Origin of the sequence: Planctomonas psychrotolerans (genome assembly GCF_008642235.1) — a bacterium.
Classification (GTDB): domain Bacteria; phylum Actinomycetota; class Actinomycetes; order Actinomycetales; family Microbacteriaceae; genus Planctomonas; species Planctomonas psychrotolerans.
Genome location: NZ_SJEV01000001.1, coordinates 652,055 through 669,959 on the forward strand (window position 1 = coordinate 652,055; position 17,905 = coordinate 669,959).

Below are 17,905 nucleotides of genomic sequence, written 5' to 3' on the forward strand. Positions count from 1 at the left end.
CGGGACACGACTCACCCGCCCAGCGGACGATTCACCGGCACGAGGGAGATGGCGTCGGAATTGGCGAGGGACTCGAGTACCCGCGCCACCCGATCCTTCGGCACCAGGAGTTCCACCGACGCCGCCACGTCCTGCGCGAGCAGGCCCTCCGGTTCGAGCACGCGGACGACCGTCGCCGAGGGCACGAGCACGCCGGGCGGTCCGTACAGGCCGTTCTCCACCTCCCGTGCCGACCAGACATCCACCACCTCTCCGGCAGCCACCGCGCGTGGGAGGCGTCCTCGGGTATCGACGACGACCGAGGAGACGGTCACGCCGTCGATGCTGCCCACGGCCGCGGCGGGGAGGAGTTCACCCTCGGAGACGGTTCTCGTGACGATGAAGCCGGCCTTGGGCACCGCGCCCCGGCGCACGTACGACTTCTCGGAGGCCCCCAACCGCACGTGAGAAATCGCGAGATCAGCCGGATACACGCGATCCCCCACCGCAAGGGGTGAGTTCGCCGCGTACACGGCCTCCGTGCGGTCCGCGGTAGCGACGAGGAGCGTCACCCCGAGCACGGAGGCCAGCACCAGCGCGAGGCCCACGGCGAAGCGAGGGTCGAACCAGAATCGACGCCGTCGCGCCGGATCGGGGACCTTCGCGAACCGTGACATGGGACCATCGTGGGAGGTCCGGCTCGCCTGCGCAGAAGTTATCCACAGTCCGGTTCTCGCCCGTGCGTGCGCTCCATAATCGATCCCATGAGCGACGCGCCCCCTCCCGGTTCGGTCGGTCGATTCCTCACGATCGCCGACACTGCGGAGGTGCTCAACGTGTCCGTCCGACAGGCGTACGCGCTCGTGCGATCCGGTGAGCTACCCGCCATCAGGGTGGGTGGTAATGGTTCGTGGCGGATCGAGCGCACGGTGCTGGAGTCGTACATCGAGGCGAAGTACGAGGAGAGTCGCCGGATCAACCTCTGGAAGCAGTCCGAGTTCGATACCCTCCCGGAGATCGCCGACGGTCGCATCCTCGAATGACGGACGCCACTGTCCCTCCGGTGCGACCTGTGAGGACACCCCGTGCGCGCCGGTGCCGGTGCTGCGGCGCACGACCATGGTCCCCGAGCCCGTCGAAGGGACGCCCAATTTACGGTCCCTGAGCTTGTCGAAGGGACACACCGTCCGGTCCCTAAGCCCGTCGAAGGGACGCAGCATACGGTCCCTGAGCCTGACGGAAGGACGCGCACTTTACGGGCTCTGAGCCTGTCGAAGGGTCACGACCCCGCACGGTCCCTGAGCATGTCGAAGGGACGCACCCGTCACGGTCCCGGAGCCTGTCGAAGGGTCACGACCCCGCACGGTCCCTGAACCTGTCGAAGGGACGCCCACTTTGCGGGCCTTGAGCCTGTCGAAGGGACGCACCCCGACACGGTCCCTGAGCCTTTCGAAAAGACGCACCATGCGGTCCCTGAGCCTGTCGAAGGGACCCAGCCTGTCCAAGGGACGCAACCGCGTCACGGTCCCTGAGCCTGTCGAAGGGACGCACCCCGTACGCGACCCACCTGTGGACAAGAATCTATCCCCATTCTCGCCCACCTTTTAAGACACGTGTTCGATAGTGAGACAATAGGTGGTATGGAACTCCTCTCCACCCGACTCCGCACCGCAGCGGACGCGGTCGCCGTTCTCGGTGACTGTGCGGCCGACGTCGCGGTGCTGCAGGACGGGGAGTTGCGGGGTGCGCAGGACCGGGTGACGGTCCTCCGCCAGTGCGTGGACCGGTACTCGGCCCTGATCGCGGGAGAGATCGCGCACCGGTCCCGGCCGGAGGCGGGGCATGGCGGGATGGCGCAGAGCGCCGGGTTCGTGTCGCCGGAGGCGATGATCCAGTCGATCGGCAAGGTGTCCCGTCCCGAAGCCGTCAAGCTCGTGCAGTTGGGCACTATCATCGCCGAAACAGAAGCCGCAGCGACCATCACCGGAGGATTGGTGCAGACCGATGCTGGCGGTGAAGACGTGGATGACGCCGCGACCGAACCTCGGACCCCTTCTGCGTTGGCGCCGCCGTGGCAGGCGCCACTCGTCGCCGCACTCGCGGACGGGACGCTGTCGTCGGATTGCTTCCACGCGATCCAGCGGGCGCTCGGCGACGTCGGCCCCGGTGTCTCGGCTGCGGCGCTCACCGCCGCGTGCGAGCAACTCCTCGAGGCCGCGGCGGGGTTGAGTCCGGACCAGTTGTTCCGGAGAGCACGCCACCTCCGCGACGAGCTCGACAGTGACGGCATCGACCGGCGCGAGAAACAGCGCCGGGACGACCGGACCCTCCGCACCTGGTGGGACAGTGCCGGCATGTACTGCGGAAAGTTCCGCCTCGCACCCGAAGAAGGCACCATCGTCGCCGGCGCCATCGACCAAATCCTCTCCCCCCGCCGAGGTGGCCCGCGAATGGTCGACCCGGAAGAAAAGGCCGCCGCCGACGCGCTCCTGAACGATGAACGCACCACCGAGCAGATCGCCGCCGATGCGTTGGTCGACATGATCCACCTCGCCATCGACGCGGACCCCGGCACCATCTTCGGCACCCACCGCCCCGCCGTCCGCATCATCATCACCGACGCGCACCTTCACAACCGTGCAGGTCACGGGCGGATCGAAGGACACCCCGACCCGGTGTCGTTCCGCACGGTGGAACGGCACCTCTGCGACACCGGAGCGGTAGCGGTCGGGTTTGACGATCACGGGCAGTGCGTGAACGTCGGACGGGCCCGCCGGTTCTTCACCCCAAGACAACGCGTCGGAATGGCCGTTCGCGACGGCGGGTGCCGGTTCCCGTCCTGCGACCGGCCACCATCCTGGGGCGAAGCCCACCACATCAACCCGTGGAAGAAAGAACACGGCAGAACCGACATCGCCGACGGCGTGCTCCTCTGCCGAAGACACCACCTCCTGGTGCACGACAACCACTGGAAGGTCCTCCGGCAGGACGGCGACTACTGGCTCAGACCACCCCGGACAGTAGACCCGACACAGGCACTCATCCCGATGCCCAGCCGAAACCCCGACATCCACACCATCCGAACGCAACGACAACGCACATGAATGCGCCCGCTCAGCCGAAAGCAGACGAAGAGCGACGTGGCAGTGCTGTGCCGGTTTCCGTTCCCGCGGGGGTGAGTACCGGCAGATCAGAGGCGCACGAAGACGATCTGAGTGATGGGCACGATCCGATACGACGAGACCTCACTCTCCCGACGTGGCGTTCCGCACTCGTGGAGGGCGAGGTCGCAATGATCCCGACCCACGAGATCGAGAGTGCCGTGCAACGTCGCACCCGGCAGGCTCAGCTCCAGCGAGGCACGTCGCCGACACAGGTCTCGCAGCACGAAAGCCAGACTCAGACGGTCGGTGATGCCCCGACCGGAGGCGATGCTCGCCGGTGGTGTCAGGCTCTGCCTCACCTGCCGCCGAGTGAGAAGGAGGGACGCGAGCCCGGTCACCGGCAGAATGCACTGGGCCGGACTGCGGGAATCATCGACGACGTCACCGGCCAGCCAATCCCGACCGAAGGTACGGGGGCGCACCGAGACGATCGACCCGGTGTGCAGCACAACCCGCACGACACCGTCCTCCACACCGGGAGGGAAACTCGCAATAGCCGCCATCCGGTCCCGCAACGTCAAACGACCGAGGCGCAGGCGTTCCTCCTCGGCGAGGAGGTCTCCCTCTTCCATAGAGCGACCCTGTTCGAGCTGGCCCTCGAGGTCATCGAAGAGGTCATCCCAGCGCATGCACGAACGGTAACGGCAGGGCGGGCGTCCCGTCGCCGTTATCCACAGAGGAAATATTGGGGCTGTACAGGCACGCGACCGAGTGCCAATGTGAGTGCCCTGACGCCCTCGTTCGGGGGCATGAGACGACCGAGGGGGTCGGATTCCGATGACGCAACCTCTGCCCCGCGACGAGGGATCCGAGCCGCAACCCGGAGTACGAACTCCCGCGGTGTCCGGTGGATTCTCCGCGGACGACTACTTCGGACACCAACCCGCATCGACAGCGGAGTTGCCGGGACCGGAACCGCTTCTCGAGAATCTCACCCGCTGCGTGATCGAGGTGCTCGCCGGGGCACGCGAACTGGACCAGATATCGCGCTGGGTGAGCGACGACGTGTATCGCCACCTCCTCAAGCGCGTCGTCCTTTCGGCCCGGGCGCGACAGGTGAAGGGCCTGCGCGCGACTCGGCCCGCCTTCACCCTCGGTCGCACGCGCATGTGCCGACCGCGCGACGGTGTGGTGGAAGCAGTGGTGCTGGTGCACAGCAGAGCGCGGTCGCGAGCCGTTGCCATCCGTCTCGAGGGGCTCGATCGACGCTGGCGAGCGACCGCTATCCACGTGCTGTAGTACCGGGATGGAGTGCACCGGTGCACTGCGGGGTGCACGCTGACGGGAAGGACCGACACCCCGGCACCGGCGGCACGGCACCGGCGGCACCAGCGGCAATCGCGGTACCGACAGCAATCGCGGTACCGACAGCAATCGCGGTACCGACAGCAATCGCGGTACCGACAGCAATCGCGGCGGTCCTCCGAGGAGGGACCGCCGCGACTACTACCAGATGGCGCTAATCGATGGCGCTAGCTTCGCTTGCCCTGAGCCCGGCGCTGGGCACGATTGACCGGTGCCGCATTATCGGCGGCATCGCTGTTCTGCCCGAACGATCCCCGGGCACCACCCATCGCTCCCCCGCCTGCGGCGGCTCCACCGGACGCACCCTCGGCACCCGCGGTCGCCGGCGTGAGCCGACCACTGTCGGCATCCTGCTGCTGCTGGGCTCGCGCCGTTGCGGCACGTTCGACCTGGCCACGCTGGTTGCGCACCTCCACGCCGCCGTCGTCGCTCGGTGCGGTGTACCGCAGCTTGTCGGTTCCGGCCGTGGTGGCACCCAGACCCTTCGCCGCGATCCGCGGTGCGACCGCACCGGGCTCCGCGGGCTGCGACACCTCGACGTCGAGGTTGAACAGGAACCCGACGGTCTCCTCGCGGATCGCCCCCATCATCTGCTGGAACATCGCGAAGCCCTCGCGCTGATACTCCACCAGCGGGTCGCGCTGCGCCATGGCCCGAAGGCCGATGCCGTCCTTCAGGTAGTCCATCTCGTAGAGGTGCTCGCGCCAGCGACGGTCGATCACCGACAGCACCACACGACGCTCGAGCTCGCGCATCGCGGGCGCACCCAACTGCTCCTCGCGCTTGGCGTAGGCCAGCTTGGCGTCGGAGAGCACCTCGCGACCGATGAAATCGCGGTTGATGCGGCTCGTGCTGCCCGCCTCAGCGATGACCTCGTCGATCGTGATCGAGATCGGGTAGAGCGTCTTCAGCTCGGTCCACAGCGCATCGAGGTCCCAGTCGTCGCCGTTGCCCTCGCCCACGTGCGAGTCGAGCACGTCGTTGATGACGTCAGTGAGGAACTTCTGCGTGCGTTCGTGCAGGTCGTCGCCCTCGAGGATGTGACGACGGTCGCCATAGATGGCCTCGCGCTGACGGTTCAGCACGTCGTCGTACTTGAGCACGTTCTTGCGGATCTCGGCGTTGCGCGCCTCGACCTGCCCCTGCGCACTGCGGATGGCGCGGCTCACGACCTTGGACTCGATGGCCACGTCGTCGGGCACACCCTCGCGCCCCATCAGGCTTGCGGCGGCGCCGTTGTTGAACAGGCGCATCAGGTCGTCGGTGAGCGACAGGTAGAACCGGCTCTCCCCGGGGTCGCCCTGACGGCCGCTTCGACCGCGGAGCTGGTTGTCGATGCGCCGGGACTCGTGCCGCTCGGTGCCGAGAACGTACAGGCCGCCCGCCTCGACGACCTTCTTCGCCTCCTCGTCGACGGCGGCCTTCACCCGCTCGAACACGGCGTCCCACTCGGCCTCGTACTCCTCCGGGGTGTCCACCGGGCTGAGTCCGCGCGAGTTCATCTCAGCCACGGCGAGGAACTCGGCGTTGCCGCCGAGCATCACGTCGGTGCCTCGACCGGCCATGTTGGTGGCCACGGTGACCGAGCCGACTCGACCGGCCTGCGCCACGATCGCGGCCTCACGTGCGTGGTTCTTCGCGTTCAGCACCTCGTGCCGCACGCCCTTCTTGGCGAGCAGCTTGGACAGGTACTCGCTCTTCTCGACGCTGGTGGTTCCGACGAGCACCGGCTGGCCGGAGGCGTGACGCTCGACGATGTCCTCGACCACCTGCTCGAACTTAGCCTTTTCGTTCTTGTAGATGAGGTCGGACTGGTCCTTGCGCTGCATCGGCTTGTTGGTGGGAATGGCCACCACGCCGAGCTTGTACGTGCTCATGAACTCGGCGGCCTCGGTCTCGGCCGTACCGGTCATACCGGAGAGCTTCTCGTACAGGCGGAAGTAGTTCTGCAGGGTCACGGTGGCGAGCGTCTGGTTCTCGGCCTTGACCGTCACGCCCTCCTTGGCCTCGATCGCCTGGTGGATGCCCTCGTTGTAACGGCGACCCATGAGGATGCGGCCGGTGTGCTCGTCGACGATGAGCACCTCACCGTTCATGACCACGTAGTCCTTGTCCTTCTTGAACAGGGCGTTGGCCTTGATCGAGTTGTTGAGGAACGAGATCAAGGGGGTGTTCGCGGACTCGTACAGGTTGTCGATACCCAGGTGGTCCTCGACCTTTTCGATCCCGGCCTCCAGCACGCCGACGGTGCGCTTCTTCTCGTCGACCTCGTAGTCCACGCCGAGCACGAGTCGCTTCGCGATGGTCGCGAACTCGGTGAACCACCGATTGGCATCACCGGCCGACGGGCCGGAGATGATGAGCGGCGTGCGTGCCTCGTCGATGAGGATGGAGTCGACCTCGTCGACGACGGCGAAGTAGTGGCCGCGCTGCACCATGTCGCTCGACTGCCAGGCCATGTTGTCGCGCAGGTAGTCGAACCCGAACTCGTTGTTGGTGCCGTAGGTGATGTCGGCGGCGTACTGCTCGCGGCGCTGCTGCGGTGTCTGGCCGGCAAGGATCACGCCGGTGGTCATGCCGAGCGCACGGAACACGCGGCCCATGAGTTCCGACTGGTAGCTCGCGAGGTAGTCGTTCACCGTGATCACGTGCACGCCACGGGAGGCGATGGCATTCAGGTAGGCGGGGAGCGTGGCGACGAGCGTCTTGCCCTCACCCGTCTTCATCTCCGCGATGTTACCGAGGTGCAGGGCGGCGCCGCCCATGATCTGCACGTCGAAGTGACGGAGCCCCAGGGTGCGACGCGACGCCTCCCGCACGGCAGCGAAGGCCTCGGGGAGGAGATCGTCGAGCGCCTCCCCGTTGGCGAAGCGCTCGCGCAGCTCGACCGTCTCGTTCTTCAGTTCCTCGTCGGTGAGGTGCGTGAAGTCTTCTTCGAGCTGATTGACTGCTTTGGCGTAGTTCTCGAGGCGGCGAAGGACACGTCCCTCGCCCACTCGAAGAACTCGTTCGAGTACTGAGGCCACCGATGATCTCCAATGCCAGTTGGGGCGCCCGCGGCACCCGCATTTCCGGTGCCGTTGGGGCACGGTGCGAAGCCGACCACTCGGCCGACAAGCGTAACCATGCTAGCGGGTGTGACCTTGCCGTTACCTTTGCGCGGCCCTCCCCCGAGTGGGGGCATGCGCGACGAAAGGGGGCCGCCGGAGCGACCCCCTTTCGTCAAACGCTGCTGCTTCCGCGTTGCCGTCCGACGCCCGGTCGGAATCCGTCGGCGTGCGCCGGTGGCGCGGCGGGGGCAGCGAGCGGCGACCCCGTTAGCGGGCGGCGGCTCCGACGGTGTCGTCGAGGCCGATCACGCCGTAGTCCCAGCCCTGTCGGCGGTACACGACGCTCGGACGATCGGTCTCTGCGTCGATGAAGAGGAAGAACGCGTGCCCGACGAGCTCCATGTGGTCGACGGCTTCCGAGGTGGTCATCGACTGCGACGGGAACACCTTGGTGCGCACGACCACGGGAGAGTAGCTCTCCTCCTCGTCCGTCTGCTGCTCGGAGGGGGCGACGCTCGCCCCGTTGACCCGCTCGATGAGTTCCGCGTCGGCGGGGTTCAGGTCGATGCCGCGGAAGCCATCGGTGGCGGCTTCCTGCAGCGACTGCGGGCGGTGCTGCCCACGGTGGATCTTCTTGCGGTCCTTGGCCCGGCGCACGCGCTCGAGCATGCGGCCGATGGCGAGATCGAAAGCCGCGAACTTGTCGGACGCGCTCGATTCGGCTCGGACGACGGGCCCGGGGCCCACCAGGGTGAGTTCGACGCGGTCGTCGCCGCTCGTGCCGCCCGACTTCTCGTTGTGCCGGGAGACCCGGATCTCGAGGGAAATGGCCTTGTCGGCCAACTGGGCGATCTTCTCGGCCTTCTCCGTTGCATAGACGCGGAATCGATCGGTGATCTCCGCGTTGCGTCCGGTGATGTTGATTTCCATATCGACCTCTCAGTTCGAAGGCGGATCGCCCAGAAGATCTCGAGAGGGCGATCGTCGACGCCTTTCGTCCCACCGTAACCCCGCGCCTCGCCTGTGTCACTGTCGACATTGACCGGGGCGTGTCGTGGTCGATGTCACGGCCGGCGGCGCGGTGTGAACGCCAGAGTGGCGGCGGAAACGACCTCTCCGCCGGCCTCGCGCACCGCCCGATGCGCCTCGCGGAGCGTCGCGCCGGTGGTGAGCACGTCGTCCACGAGCAGGAACCGACGACCGGTCAAATCGCGTCGCGACCGCATGACGCCGCGGAGGTTCGCCGCGCGGGCACCGGCGCCGAGGCCCGCCTGATCGCGCGGTTGACGCACCAAGCGCAGCGGCCGCGCCGCAGGCGGTGCACCGGGTATGCGCGCGAGGAGGAGCCGGACGGGATCGTAACCACGGGCCCGTGCCGACGCCCGGGACACCGGCATCGACAACAGTTCGACACGGCCGTCCGGGGCGGGCAGGCCCGCGCACGCCGACGCGAGGGAATCGGCGAGCGCGGGTGCGAGGGCCGGTGCGACATCGGTGCGGTTGCGTTCCTTGAGGGCGACCAGCAGGTCCCGCACCACGCCGGCGTAGTCGAGCGATGACCACACCGTCAGCGCATCACCATCGCGGTCGCCGTCGCCGTCGCCATCGCGGTCGTCATCGCGGTCGCCATCGCGGTCGGGGTCGCCGTCGGGTGCGATGCGGTGAAGCCGCGGCACACCGCGAAGGGTCGCGGCGCATCCGGCGCACACGGCGCGGTCCGGCTCGCCGCAGGCGGCGCACTCGGTGGGGAGCAGCACCGCCAGGGCGAGCGACCAGGCCTCGGTCAGGGCGGGGAACATGCGGCCATCGTCCCCGTCGACGCGCCTTCTGGGGCACGCGACGGCGAAAACGGGTGGTGACCGGACGCGCCCGCCGTCTGGGGAGGACTCGGATCCCGTCACCGCGAGTCCTAGCGAGTACCCGCCGGCCAGGGCAGCGCCCGGCGGCCAGGGCAGCGCCCGGCGGCCGGTCAGCGCTGGGTCGCCAGGACCGAGACGTTGATACCGGTGCGCTGCCAGCCGCTCCCCCGCGGCACCTGCACCTCTCCGGTCGCGGTGAGTACGCGAAGGTTCGACCGCCCGTTGCCGCCGACGATCCGCACGCCACCGGCAACGGCGCCGAGCTCCTCGCTCTGGCCACCGACACGCTGTAGCACGACCACCGCATCCCCGCCCCCGACGGGCCGCGTGAGCGACGCGACGGTGATGTCGTCGACCCAGGTGGCGTCGACGGGCTCACCGGGTACGACCGCGAGCTCGAGCACGGGCGACGTGAGCCGCACCGGGGTGCCAGCGTCGTCGCGCACGATGGACGCGGCGATCATGCGCGGACCCTGGCCGGAATCCAGCAGCACCAGGAGCCGGGCGCCGTCTCGCGACACGTCCATGGACACGACCGTTCCGCCCTCGCCCCACGTGGCTGCGACCGGGCTGGACTCCCCGCCCGGGCTGAAGACATAGATCTCCGATGATGACTCGCGCGGGATCGACCACACGTAGTTGGCGGTGTCGATCGACGGTGGTACGAGTCCGACGCGGGCGTCGAGCAGTACCGGCTCCTCGGCGTCGCGAACCGCCCACACCCCCGCGGGGTTGAGCACGGCGGCGAGCGACTCGTTGCTGCTCAGGGTGATCGCGGTCGGCGCGAGATCGGCGACGTGCTGACCCAGCCCGGGAAGCGGTTCGACCGCTCCATTGCTCGCGAACCCGAACACGCCGTCCGCCACCACGAGGGGCGAACCGTTCACCTGAGGATCGACGACCGGCCCGGCGCTGCCGAGGTCCTCGATCGTGGTCGGCGTGCGGTCGATACTCACGCTCACGCTCTGGATGCTCGGCACACTGGCCAGCGACGACGACAGCTGCAGTTTCATCCGCTGCATGCTGATCCGCTCTGCCCGCGCCTCACTCGACAGATCGACGAGCGCGCGACCGGATTCCACCTCGACGAGCGAAACCTCGGTGCCCTCGGGGAAGGCCGTCACCACGGCGGGCGGCTGCATCCACTCGCTCGGCCCGGCGAGGAGTTCGCGCACGAGCCGCGTGCTCGTGGTCGCGATGCTCGGGAACCACCGCAGATCCGGCACGAGGTGGGAGTAGCCCGGTGTGAAGAAGTACAGCGGGTAGGGCTCGAAGATGTCGTTGAAGTACTGCTCGGTGAGCACAATGCCGTCCCCGGTGTCCGCAATGCGCCACTGGCCGTCGTTCTCCACCAGGGTGAAGCCGACGCGGGTGGGGGTGGGCTCCTGCAGCGGGGTGTAAAGACCCGTCTCGTCCACGGTCGCGATCGCGGTGAACGCCAGTTCGTAGGAGTTCTCGCCCACCACGACCACGGATTGCTGTCCCGCCCGGATGAGTGCCCGCTCGTTCGGGTCCCAGTCCTCGGCGAGGCCCGGGACGAGGAACTTCCGGGCCACCTCGTAGGAGTTCTGCGGACCGATCGCCGCCTGCACGAAGCCGCGGATGATGTCCTCGGGCGTGGCGTCCGGACCCGGACCGCTCGGCTGGAACACGAGCTCGGGTTCCACGTCGTCGGCGGGCTCCCGTCCCACGGTCACGCTGCCCGACGTGGGGATGGCCACGCAGCCCGAGACGGCCAGCAGCACGAGCGCGGCCATGCCCGCGGCTCTGGCGCGAGCCTTCGCGCGGGCGCGGCGGATTCGGTCAGTCGTCGGCACGGGGCACCTCCGATGCGGGGTCGAGCGGGATCCCGGCGTCCACGGACAGCGGCTCCTCCGCATCCTCCGGGGTCAGCGGCAGAGGGGACACGGTCAGCGGTCGCCCGTGCACCCTCGGCAGTGTAAGTCGGAAGCATGATCCCTGGCCGGGACGCGACCATGCTTCCAGCCAGCCCCCGTGCAGGATGGCGTCCTCGCTCGCGATGGCGAGGCCGAGGCCGGTTCCGCCGGTCGTGCGCTGCCGAGAGGAGTCGGCCCGCCAGAACCTGTCGAACACCCGGTCCACCTGGTCCTGGGTCATCCCCACCCCGTAATCGCGCACGGAAAGCGCGACGGCGGTCTCGTTGCTGTCGACGGTCACGATGATGGGTCGACCCTCGCCGTGGTCGATGGCATTGCCCAGCAGATTGATGATGATGCGACGGATGCGGCGCCCGTCGATCTCGGCGTCGAAGTACCCCCCGGGCGCCACGATGCGCAGCTCGGAGCCCTTCTGAGCAGCGAGCGTCGCCAACTCGTCCACCGCGTCCTCGGCCAGCCGCACGAGGTTCGTCGGCTCGGTCACGATCTGCACGGCACCCGCGTCGAACCGGCTGATCTCGAGCAGGTCGGCCAGCAGGATCTCGAAGCGCTCCGTCTGGGTGTGCAGAAGCTCGGCGCTGCGAGCCGTCGACGGCTCGAACGAGTGGCGCTGGTCGTAGAGCATCCCGCTCGCGAGCCGGATGGTGGTGAGAGGCGTCCGCAGCTCGTGCGACACGTCGGAGACGAAGCGCTGCTGCAACCGCGACAGGTCGGCGAGCTGGGTGATCTGCTTCTGCATGCTGTCGGCCATGCCGTTGAAGGAGCGGGCGAGGGTCGTGATCACGTCTTCACCGTGCTCGGGGATGCGTTCCTCCAGTTGACCGGCGGCGAGCTTTTGGCTCGTCTCGGCCGCGATGCGGATCGGCGCCACCACCAGGCGCACCACGAGCCAGGTGATCACCACGATGAGCGCGAGCAACGCGATGCCGCCCACCGCGATGGTGCCCTGCACGAAGCTCAGGGTCTGCTGCACGTCGCGGAGGTTGTAGATGAGGTACAGCTCGTAGTTGCCGGCGGTGGGCACGCTCACGGTCGATCCGACCACCACGCCCGGGTCGGACCCGCCCTCCTCCCGCTGCAGCGACACGGACTGATAGTGCAACCGCTCGCTCTCATCGCGCACCTGTTCGCGCAACTGGGGGCTGATCACGTCACCGACGAAGTCCCGGCTCGTGGTGTTCTGCAGCAGGCCGCTGCCGCCCGGATAGCCGAGCAGCGCGAAGTCCGCCTGGCCGGTGGTGATCTGGCTGATGCCGCTGAGGGCCTGTCCGCGCACCTGGTTGAGGATCGCCTCGTCGGAGGACGCGGCCGAGTCGAACTGGGTCTGCGCCTGCGCGGTGGCTCGCTCGGAGAGGGCGAGCACCGTGTCGAGTCGGGACTGGAACAGGTCGTTCGCGATGCTGGACGACATGTAGCCCCCGGTGAGGAGGATGGTGAAGCTGGAGAGGGTTACCGTGAGCACGACGGTGCGGAATTGCAGCGACACCCGCCAGAGCCGCAGAACACGCCTCGGCCAGCTTCGCCAGTCGACCAGCCCGGTCGACTCGAGCTGGGATTGCCACCGTTGCGGGGTCACCGCCAGGGCTCGTTCATGCCATGCCTACGCGGCCGCTCCCGCTCGATATCCCACGCCACGCACGGTCATCACGATCTTCGGGTTGTCGGGGTCGTGCTCGACCTTGGCGCGGAGCCGTTGCACGTGCACATTCACGAGTCGGGTGTCTGCCTTGTAGTGGTAGCCCCACACCTGTTCGAGCAGCATCTCGCGGGTGAACACCTGCTGCGGCTTCGAGGCGAGCGCCAGCAGCAGGTCGAATTCGAGCGGGGTGAGGTTGATCTTGTCGGTGCCGCGGCGCACCTCGTGCCCGGAGACGTCCATCTCTAGGTCGCCCACCTGCAGCACGTCCGAGCTGCCGGCCGGTGTCGGACGGAGCCGGGTGCGGATGCGGGCGACGAGTTCCTTGGGGTTGAAGGGTTTGACGATGTAGTCGTCGGCACCGGACTCGAGACCCTTCACCACGTCCGCCGTGTCGGACTTGGCCGTGAGCATGATGATGGGCGTGCCGGACTCCGCCCGGATCTGGCTGCACACCTGGATGCCGTCGAGCCCGGGCAGCATGAGGTCGAGAAGCACCAGATCGGGCTTCGTGGCACGGAAGACGTCCCTCGCCTCGGACCCATCGGCGCAGAAGCTGGGGTCGAAACCCTCGGTGCGGAGCACGATACCGATCATCTCGGCGAGCGCGGTGTCGTCGTCCACTACCAGAATGCGAGTCGTCATGGCTCCGTTGTCTCCGTTGCGTACCTGTATGAAGGCTAGCCGACGCGGGGCAGTCGCGACCGTAGCGACAAGCACCCCCGCGCCGATTCGCCCGGCGCCCCCATCCGGCGGACACCGGGCCCACGGGAGGTTTTTCTCCTCACGCTGTGAAAAGCTGTGGAGCGTGACGGACAACTCCTCCTGGCAGGCTCCCGGATCCGCGGGCGACGATCCCGGGCGACCATCCTTCTCCCCTCTTGACGGCTCCCGGCCCGCCGACCACGCCGCACCGCAGTCCGCACCCGCGCCCGCGCCCGCACCGATGCCCGGGATGCAGGGCCCGTCGTCCGGACCCGGCACAGCGTGGACTCCGCCGCCGAAGCCGGGACTCGTTCCCCTTCGGCCGCTCGGCTTCGGCACGCTGCTCGGTTCCTCTTTTCAGGTGCTTCGCCGCAATCCCAAGGCATCGTTCGGCAGCGCCCTGCTGATTCAGGCCCTGGTGGTGCTCGTCACCATCCTCGTGGTGGGCGTCGTCACGTTCTTCGCCGTCAGCCGCATGACGAGCGCCACGCCGGAGGAGGAAGGTGCCGTCGTGGCCGGCGGGATCGCCGCGATCATCCTCTCCGGCCTCGTGGCCGTCGTGCTCTCCTTCGCCGCCACCGCACTGCTGCAGGGCATCATCGTGCTGGAGGTCGCCCGCGGAACTCTGGGCGAGAAGCTCACGCTCGGCGCTCTGTGGCGGCGAGCCTGGCGTCGACTCGGCCCCCTCATCCTGTGGACCCTGCTCTACGCAACCGCGGTGGTGGTCGCGGTGGGTGTCGTCGGGGTCGCCGTCGCGCTGCTGATCCTGCAGGGCGATGCCCTCATCGCCGTCGGGATCATCCTGGGTGTGCTGGGCAGCCTGGGTCTCGTCGTGCTGTTCTTCTGGCTGTTCACCAAGCTGTCCCTGGTGCCGAGCATCATCGTGCTCGAGCGCGCGCGGGTGTTCACCGCCATGCGACGCTCCTGGCGGCTGACCAACGGGTACTTCTGGCGCACGCTCGGTGTGCAGCTGCTCGTGAGCGTCATCATGCAGGTGGCGACGCAGATCGTGGCGACGCCGATCACGCTCATCTTCGGCGTCGGTTCATCGCTGTTGTTCCCCACCGAGGTCGCCGAGCCCGAGGCGGCGGATCTCGGACCGTACCTCGCCCTGAACGGGGTGCTCCTCCTCGTCACGGTCGTGTTCGGCGCGATCGCCGCGGTGGCGCAGTCCGCGTGCGCGGCGCTCGTCTACATCGACCTGCGCATGCGCAAGGAGGGGCTCGATCTCGCACTCGTGCGCTTCGTCGAGCACCGCGCCGCCAGGGGGGCGGCCGCTGATCTCGATGACCCGTACGGGAGCACCGCCCAGGCCGCCGCCGAGAATCCGAGCGGATCGCCGTGGGCCTAGCCGGGGCGCTTCGTGCGGCTCCGTTGGAGCCGGATGCCGAGGAGGCACGCGACTGGCTGCTCGACGAGCTGTCGAAGCCGTCCTACGCCGCAGCCCGGCCGACCCTGTTCGACACAGTGGCCCAGGCCGTCGGGGACTGGTTCGTCAGCCTCTTCGAGGGCGGGGACGGTTCCGTGCCGAACATCGTGCCCGCCCTCATCGTGATCGCCGCCATCGGGATCATCGTGGCCGCGTTTCTCATCTTCGGCCGTCCGCGCCTCAACCGGCGGAGCACCGCGACCGGGTCCCTCTTCGGCGCCGACGACGACCGCTCCGCCGCCCGACTGCGGCAGTCCGCGTCCGGCGCTGCAGCGGCGGGGGACTACACCGCCGCCATCGAGGACCTCTTCCGCGCCCTCGCGCGTAGCATGGCGGAGCGCACGGTGGTGAGTGTGACCCCCGGAACCACCGCCCGCGACTTCGCCCGGCGCGCGGGGCTCGCATTCCCGACCGAATCCACCCGTCTCGCGGAGGCGGCCACGGTCTTCGACGGGGTTCGCTACCTCGACCGGGACGGAACGCGCGAGCAGTACGACGAATTGGTCGATCTGGAACGCGGTCTGCGCGCCGCGCGGCCCTCCACCCTCGAGCCGGCCGGCGCTTCCGCGTGAGCGATGCGACGCGGATGCCGCCGATCACGGGACCGAGCGGGGGATCGAGCACGGTGGACGCAGACCCGGAACCGACCACGGCGCGGGCGACGACACCGACCGTGCGGGGGGTGCTCCGGCGGGGCAGCTTCTGGACCGTCTTCGCGTTCCTGCTGCTCCTCGTCGTAGTGCTCGGGGTGCTGCTCCGGGGCGCGGGCGGGGCGATCGGCGGCGTGCTCGAGGCGGACAATCCGGCGCCGCGAGGCGGCATGGCGGTGGCGGAGGTGCTCGAGTCGCGGGGCATCGACGTGCGGACCGCGGGCACGCTCGAGGAGGCGCGGGATGCCGTGGCGGACGCCGCCGACACCACCGTGCTGTTCTACGACGCGGACGGCCTGCTCGCCGACGACCGACTCGACCAGGTCGGCGACCTCGCCGACGACCTGGTGCTGGTGGACCCGGATTTCACGGCACTCGCCGAGCTCGCACCGGGGGTGCTGCTCGCGGGCGGGGCGGGAACCGACACCGCCATCGCCGCCGGGTGCGCGCTCCCCGTGGCGAGCGCCGCGCGCACTCTTCCGGCCGAGGACACGGGAACCTATCGGGTCGACGACGCGACGCTCGGTGACGACGCTCGGGTCGACACCTGCTTCGGAGTGGCCGACGAGGCCTTCGCACTGGTGCGGGTGGAATCGGGCGGCCGGAGCGTCACGGTGGTCGATGGTGATCCGCTGCTCACGAACGACGGGGTGATCGAACGCGGCAGCGCGGCCCTGGCGCTCGGACTGCTCGGTTCCTCGAACACCCTCGTCTGGTACATCCCCACCCTGGGCGATGTGGAGATCACCGGGCCGCCCCCGCTCGGGGAACTGACGCCCGGGTGGGTCACGCCCCTCATCCTGCTCGCCCTGGTTGTCACCCTCGCCGCCGCGATCTGGCGCGGTCGCCGTTTCGGTCCTCTGGTGATCGAGAACCTGCCTGTGATCGTGCGTGCGAGCGAGACGGTGGAGGGTCGCGCCCGGCTCTACGGCAGAGTGTCGGCGCGGGGCCGCGCCCTCGACGCCCTTCGCATCGGTACCATCTCGCGCATCGCCACGGCACTGCGTCTCGCCCGCACGGCATCCGTCGATGAGGTGGTCGCGGCGTGCGCCGCCGCCACCGGGATGCAGCCCGCAGACGTGCACGCGGTTCTGATCGGCGAGCTGCCCCGCACCGACCGCGACCTCGTCTCCCTTTCCGACCGACTCAGCACACTGGAGGCGGCCGTGAAGAGCGCCGTCGATCCGACAGGAAGTAGACCGACATGACGAACGAACTCCGCCAGAAGCTCGCCGACCTGCGATCCGAAGTGGGGAAAGCCGTGGTGGGTCAGGACGGGGCCGTGACCGGCCTCATCATCGCCCTGTTGGCCCGCGGCCACGTGCTGCTCGAGGGCGTGCCCGGTGTGGCGAAGACGCTCCTGGTGCGGTCACTGAGCGCCGCCCTGAGCCTCGACACCAAACGCGTGCAGTTCACGCCCGACCTCATGCCGGGAGACGTCACGGGTTCCCTGGTCTACGACGCGAAGAGCGGGGACTTCTCCTTCCGGCGCGGCCCCGTGTTCACCAACGTGCTGCTCGCCGATGAGATCAACCGCACCCCACCGAAGACCCAGTCCGCATTGCTGGAGGCCATGGAGGAACGACAGGTGTCGGTGGACGGCGAGTCCCTCCGCCTGCCCGAGCCCTTCCTCGTGGCGGCGACGCAGAACCCGATCGAGTACGAGGGCACGTACACGCTGCCCGAGGCGCAACTCGACCGATTCCTGCTGAAGCTGGTGCTCGACCTGCCGCCGCGGGATGCCGAAATCGAGGTGCTGCGTCGCCACGCGTCGGGCTTCAGCCCGCGTGACCTCGGTGCTGCGGGCGTCACGCCGGTGCTCACAGCCGATGACCTCGCCCGCGCCCAGCACTCGGTGGCGCTCGTGGGGGCGAGCCCGGATGTGATCGCCTACGCCGTCGACCTCGCGCGGGCCACCCGGGCATCCCCATCGGTGAAGCTCGGGGTATCGCCTCGCGGGTCGACGGCCCTGCTGGCCGCGGCCAAGGCGTGGGCGTGGCTCAGCGGTTTCGACGCGATCACCCCGGATCACATCCAGGAGATGGCGTTGCCCGTGCTGCGGCACCGCATTCAGCTGCGCCCGGAGGCGGAGCTGGAGGGCGTGTCGGTCGACGCGATCCTGCGGTCGATCCTGTCGCAGGTGCAGGTGCCGATCTGATCCCCGTCCCTCCGGTCCACGCACCCGTCCCGGCGCCTGGGCCCGTTACGGTCCCTGAGCCCGACACGCTCC

The 17,905-nt window shown here is 68.7% G+C and carries 15 protein-coding genes; 7 read left to right on the plus strand and 8 right to left on the minus strand.

The annotated features are described in order from the left end of the window. Window positions 1-11: 11 nt before the first annotated feature. The gene (locus tag EY822_RS02860) at window positions 12-656 is read right to left on the minus strand and encodes a hypothetical protein (protein WP_150306893.1); all 645 of its coding nucleotides are present in this window, start codon (window positions 654-656) and stop codon (window positions 12-14) included. Between the two features lie 87 nt (window positions 657-743). Here EY822_RS02860 and EY822_RS02865 point away from each other — a divergent pair, with 87 nt between their 5' ends. After that, on the plus strand, window positions 744-1,022 hold the full coding sequence (locus EY822_RS02865) for a helix-turn-helix domain-containing protein (protein WP_150306894.1): 279 nt from the start codon (window positions 744-746) through the stop codon (window positions 1,020-1,022). A gap of 597 nt (window positions 1,023-1,619) precedes the next feature. After that, window positions 1,620-3,083, plus strand: coding sequence for an HNH endonuclease signature motif containing protein (locus tag EY822_RS02870; protein WP_150306895.1), 1,464 nt, complete (start codon window positions 1,620-1,622; stop codon window positions 3,081-3,083). 86 nt (window positions 3,084-3,169) lie between these two features. Here EY822_RS02870 and EY822_RS02875 read toward each other — a convergent pair whose 3' ends face one another. Then, window positions 3,170-3,772, minus strand: a complete 603-nt coding sequence (locus EY822_RS02875) for a hypothetical protein (protein WP_150306896.1) — start codon at window positions 3,770-3,772, stop codon at window positions 3,170-3,172. A gap of 148 nt (window positions 3,773-3,920) precedes the next feature. Here EY822_RS02875 and EY822_RS02880 point away from each other — a divergent pair, with 148 nt between their 5' ends. After that, window positions 3,921-4,382: an Rv3235 family protein gene (locus EY822_RS02880; RefSeq protein ID WP_227496970.1), complete on the plus strand. Its 462-nt coding sequence runs from the start codon at window positions 3,921-3,923 to the stop codon at window positions 4,380-4,382. Window positions 4,383-4,615: 233 nt separating this feature from the next. On the opposite strand, the gene secA is transcribed toward EY822_RS02880, so the two are convergent. The 6 genes from secA to mtrA form a co-directional block, all read right to left on the minus strand. Beyond that, window positions 4,616-7,474 (minus strand): preprotein translocase subunit SecA, encoded by a 2,859-nt coding sequence (gene secA / locus EY822_RS02885; RefSeq protein ID WP_150306897.1) that lies wholly within the window; start codon window positions 7,472-7,474, stop codon window positions 4,616-4,618. Between the two features lie 291 nt (window positions 7,475-7,765). Then, window positions 7,766-8,428: a ribosome hibernation-promoting factor, HPF/YfiA family gene (gene hpf / locus EY822_RS02890; RefSeq protein WP_150306898.1), complete on the minus strand. Its 663-nt coding sequence runs from the start codon at window positions 8,426-8,428 to the stop codon at window positions 7,766-7,768. 134 nt (window positions 8,429-8,562) lie between these two features. Continuing rightward, entirely contained in the window at window positions 8,563-9,297 is a 735-nt protein-coding gene (locus EY822_RS02895) for a ComF family protein (RefSeq protein WP_150306899.1), read from the minus strand. 170 nt (window positions 9,298-9,467) lie between these two features. Further along, complete coding sequence (locus EY822_RS02900; RefSeq protein ID WP_150306900.1) at window positions 9,468-11,174, minus strand: GerMN domain-containing protein; 1,707 nt, start codon at window positions 11,172-11,174, stop codon at window positions 9,468-9,470. Continuing rightward, a complete protein-coding gene (gene mtrB, locus EY822_RS02905) occupies window positions 11,161-12,831 on the minus strand; it encodes an MtrAB system histidine kinase MtrB (protein ID WP_227496971.1) in 1,671 nt (556 codons plus the stop codon). The genes EY822_RS02900 and mtrB overlap by 14 nt, the downstream gene beginning before the upstream one ends. A 24-nt stretch (window positions 12,832-12,855) precedes the next feature. Then, entirely contained in the window at window positions 12,856-13,536 is a 681-nt protein-coding gene (mtrA, locus tag EY822_RS02910; protein WP_150306901.1) for an MtrAB system response regulator MtrA, read from the minus strand. A 163-nt stretch (window positions 13,537-13,699) separates the two neighbouring features. Between mtrA and EY822_RS02915 the strand changes: the two genes are divergently transcribed. Genes EY822_RS02915 through EY822_RS02930 form a run of 4 tightly spaced genes read left to right on the plus strand, consistent with a single transcriptional unit; the run spans window position 13,700 to window position 17,833 of the window. Then, window positions 13,700-14,947 (plus strand): hypothetical protein, encoded by a 1,248-nt coding sequence (locus EY822_RS02915; protein WP_227496972.1) that lies wholly within the window; start codon window positions 13,700-13,702, stop codon window positions 14,945-14,947. Beyond that, window positions 14,938-15,597 carry a DUF4129 domain-containing protein gene (locus EY822_RS02920; RefSeq protein ID WP_227496973.1) on the plus strand — a complete coding sequence of 220 codons (660 nt, stop codon included), beginning with the start codon at window positions 14,938-14,940 and terminating at the stop codon, window positions 15,595-15,597. Before EY822_RS02915 ends, EY822_RS02920 begins: the two co-directional genes overlap by 10 nt. After that, a complete protein-coding gene (locus EY822_RS02925; protein ID WP_227496974.1) occupies window positions 15,594-16,883 on the plus strand; it encodes a DUF4350 domain-containing protein in 1,290 nt (429 codons plus the stop codon). Before EY822_RS02920 ends, EY822_RS02925 begins: the two co-directional genes overlap by 4 nt. Continuing rightward, window positions 16,880-17,833, plus strand: a complete 954-nt coding sequence (locus EY822_RS02930) for an AAA family ATPase (RefSeq protein ID WP_150306905.1) — start codon at window positions 16,880-16,882, stop codon at window positions 17,831-17,833. Before EY822_RS02925 ends, EY822_RS02930 begins: the two co-directional genes overlap by 4 nt. The last annotated feature ends 72 nt before the right edge of the window (window positions 17,834-17,905 follow it).

Coding starts and splice junctions, on each gene's coding strand:
- EY822_RS02875 (WP_150306896.1), bottom strand. CDS start 3,772: ATGCGCTGGGATGACCTCTTCGATGACCTCGAGGGCCAGCTCGAACAG.
- EY822_RS02895 (WP_150306899.1), bottom strand. CDS start 9,297: ATGTTCCCCGCCCTGACCGAGGCCTGGTCGCTCGCCCTGGCGGTGCTG.
- EY822_RS02930 (WP_150306905.1), top strand. CDS start 16,880: ATGACGAACGAACTCCGCCAGAAGCTCGCCGACCTGCGATCCGAAGTG.
- EY822_RS02860 (WP_150306893.1), bottom strand. CDS start 656: ATGTCACGGTTCGCGAAGGTCCCCGATCCGGCGCGACGGCGTCGATTC.
- mtrA (WP_150306901.1), bottom strand. CDS start 13,536: ATGACGACTCGCATTCTGGTAGTGGACGACGACACCGCGCTCGCCGAG.
- EY822_RS02870 (WP_150306895.1), top strand. CDS start 1,620: ATGGAACTCCTCTCCACCCGACTCCGCACCGCAGCGGACGCGGTCGCC.
- EY822_RS02865 (WP_150306894.1), top strand. CDS start 744: ATGAGCGACGCGCCCCCTCCCGGTTCGGTCGGTCGATTCCTCACGATC.
- hpf (WP_150306898.1), bottom strand. CDS start 8,428: ATGGAAATCAACATCACCGGACGCAACGCGGAGATCACCGATCGATTC.
- EY822_RS02880 (WP_227496970.1), top strand. CDS start 3,921: ATGACGCAACCTCTGCCCCGCGACGAGGGATCCGAGCCGCAACCCGGA.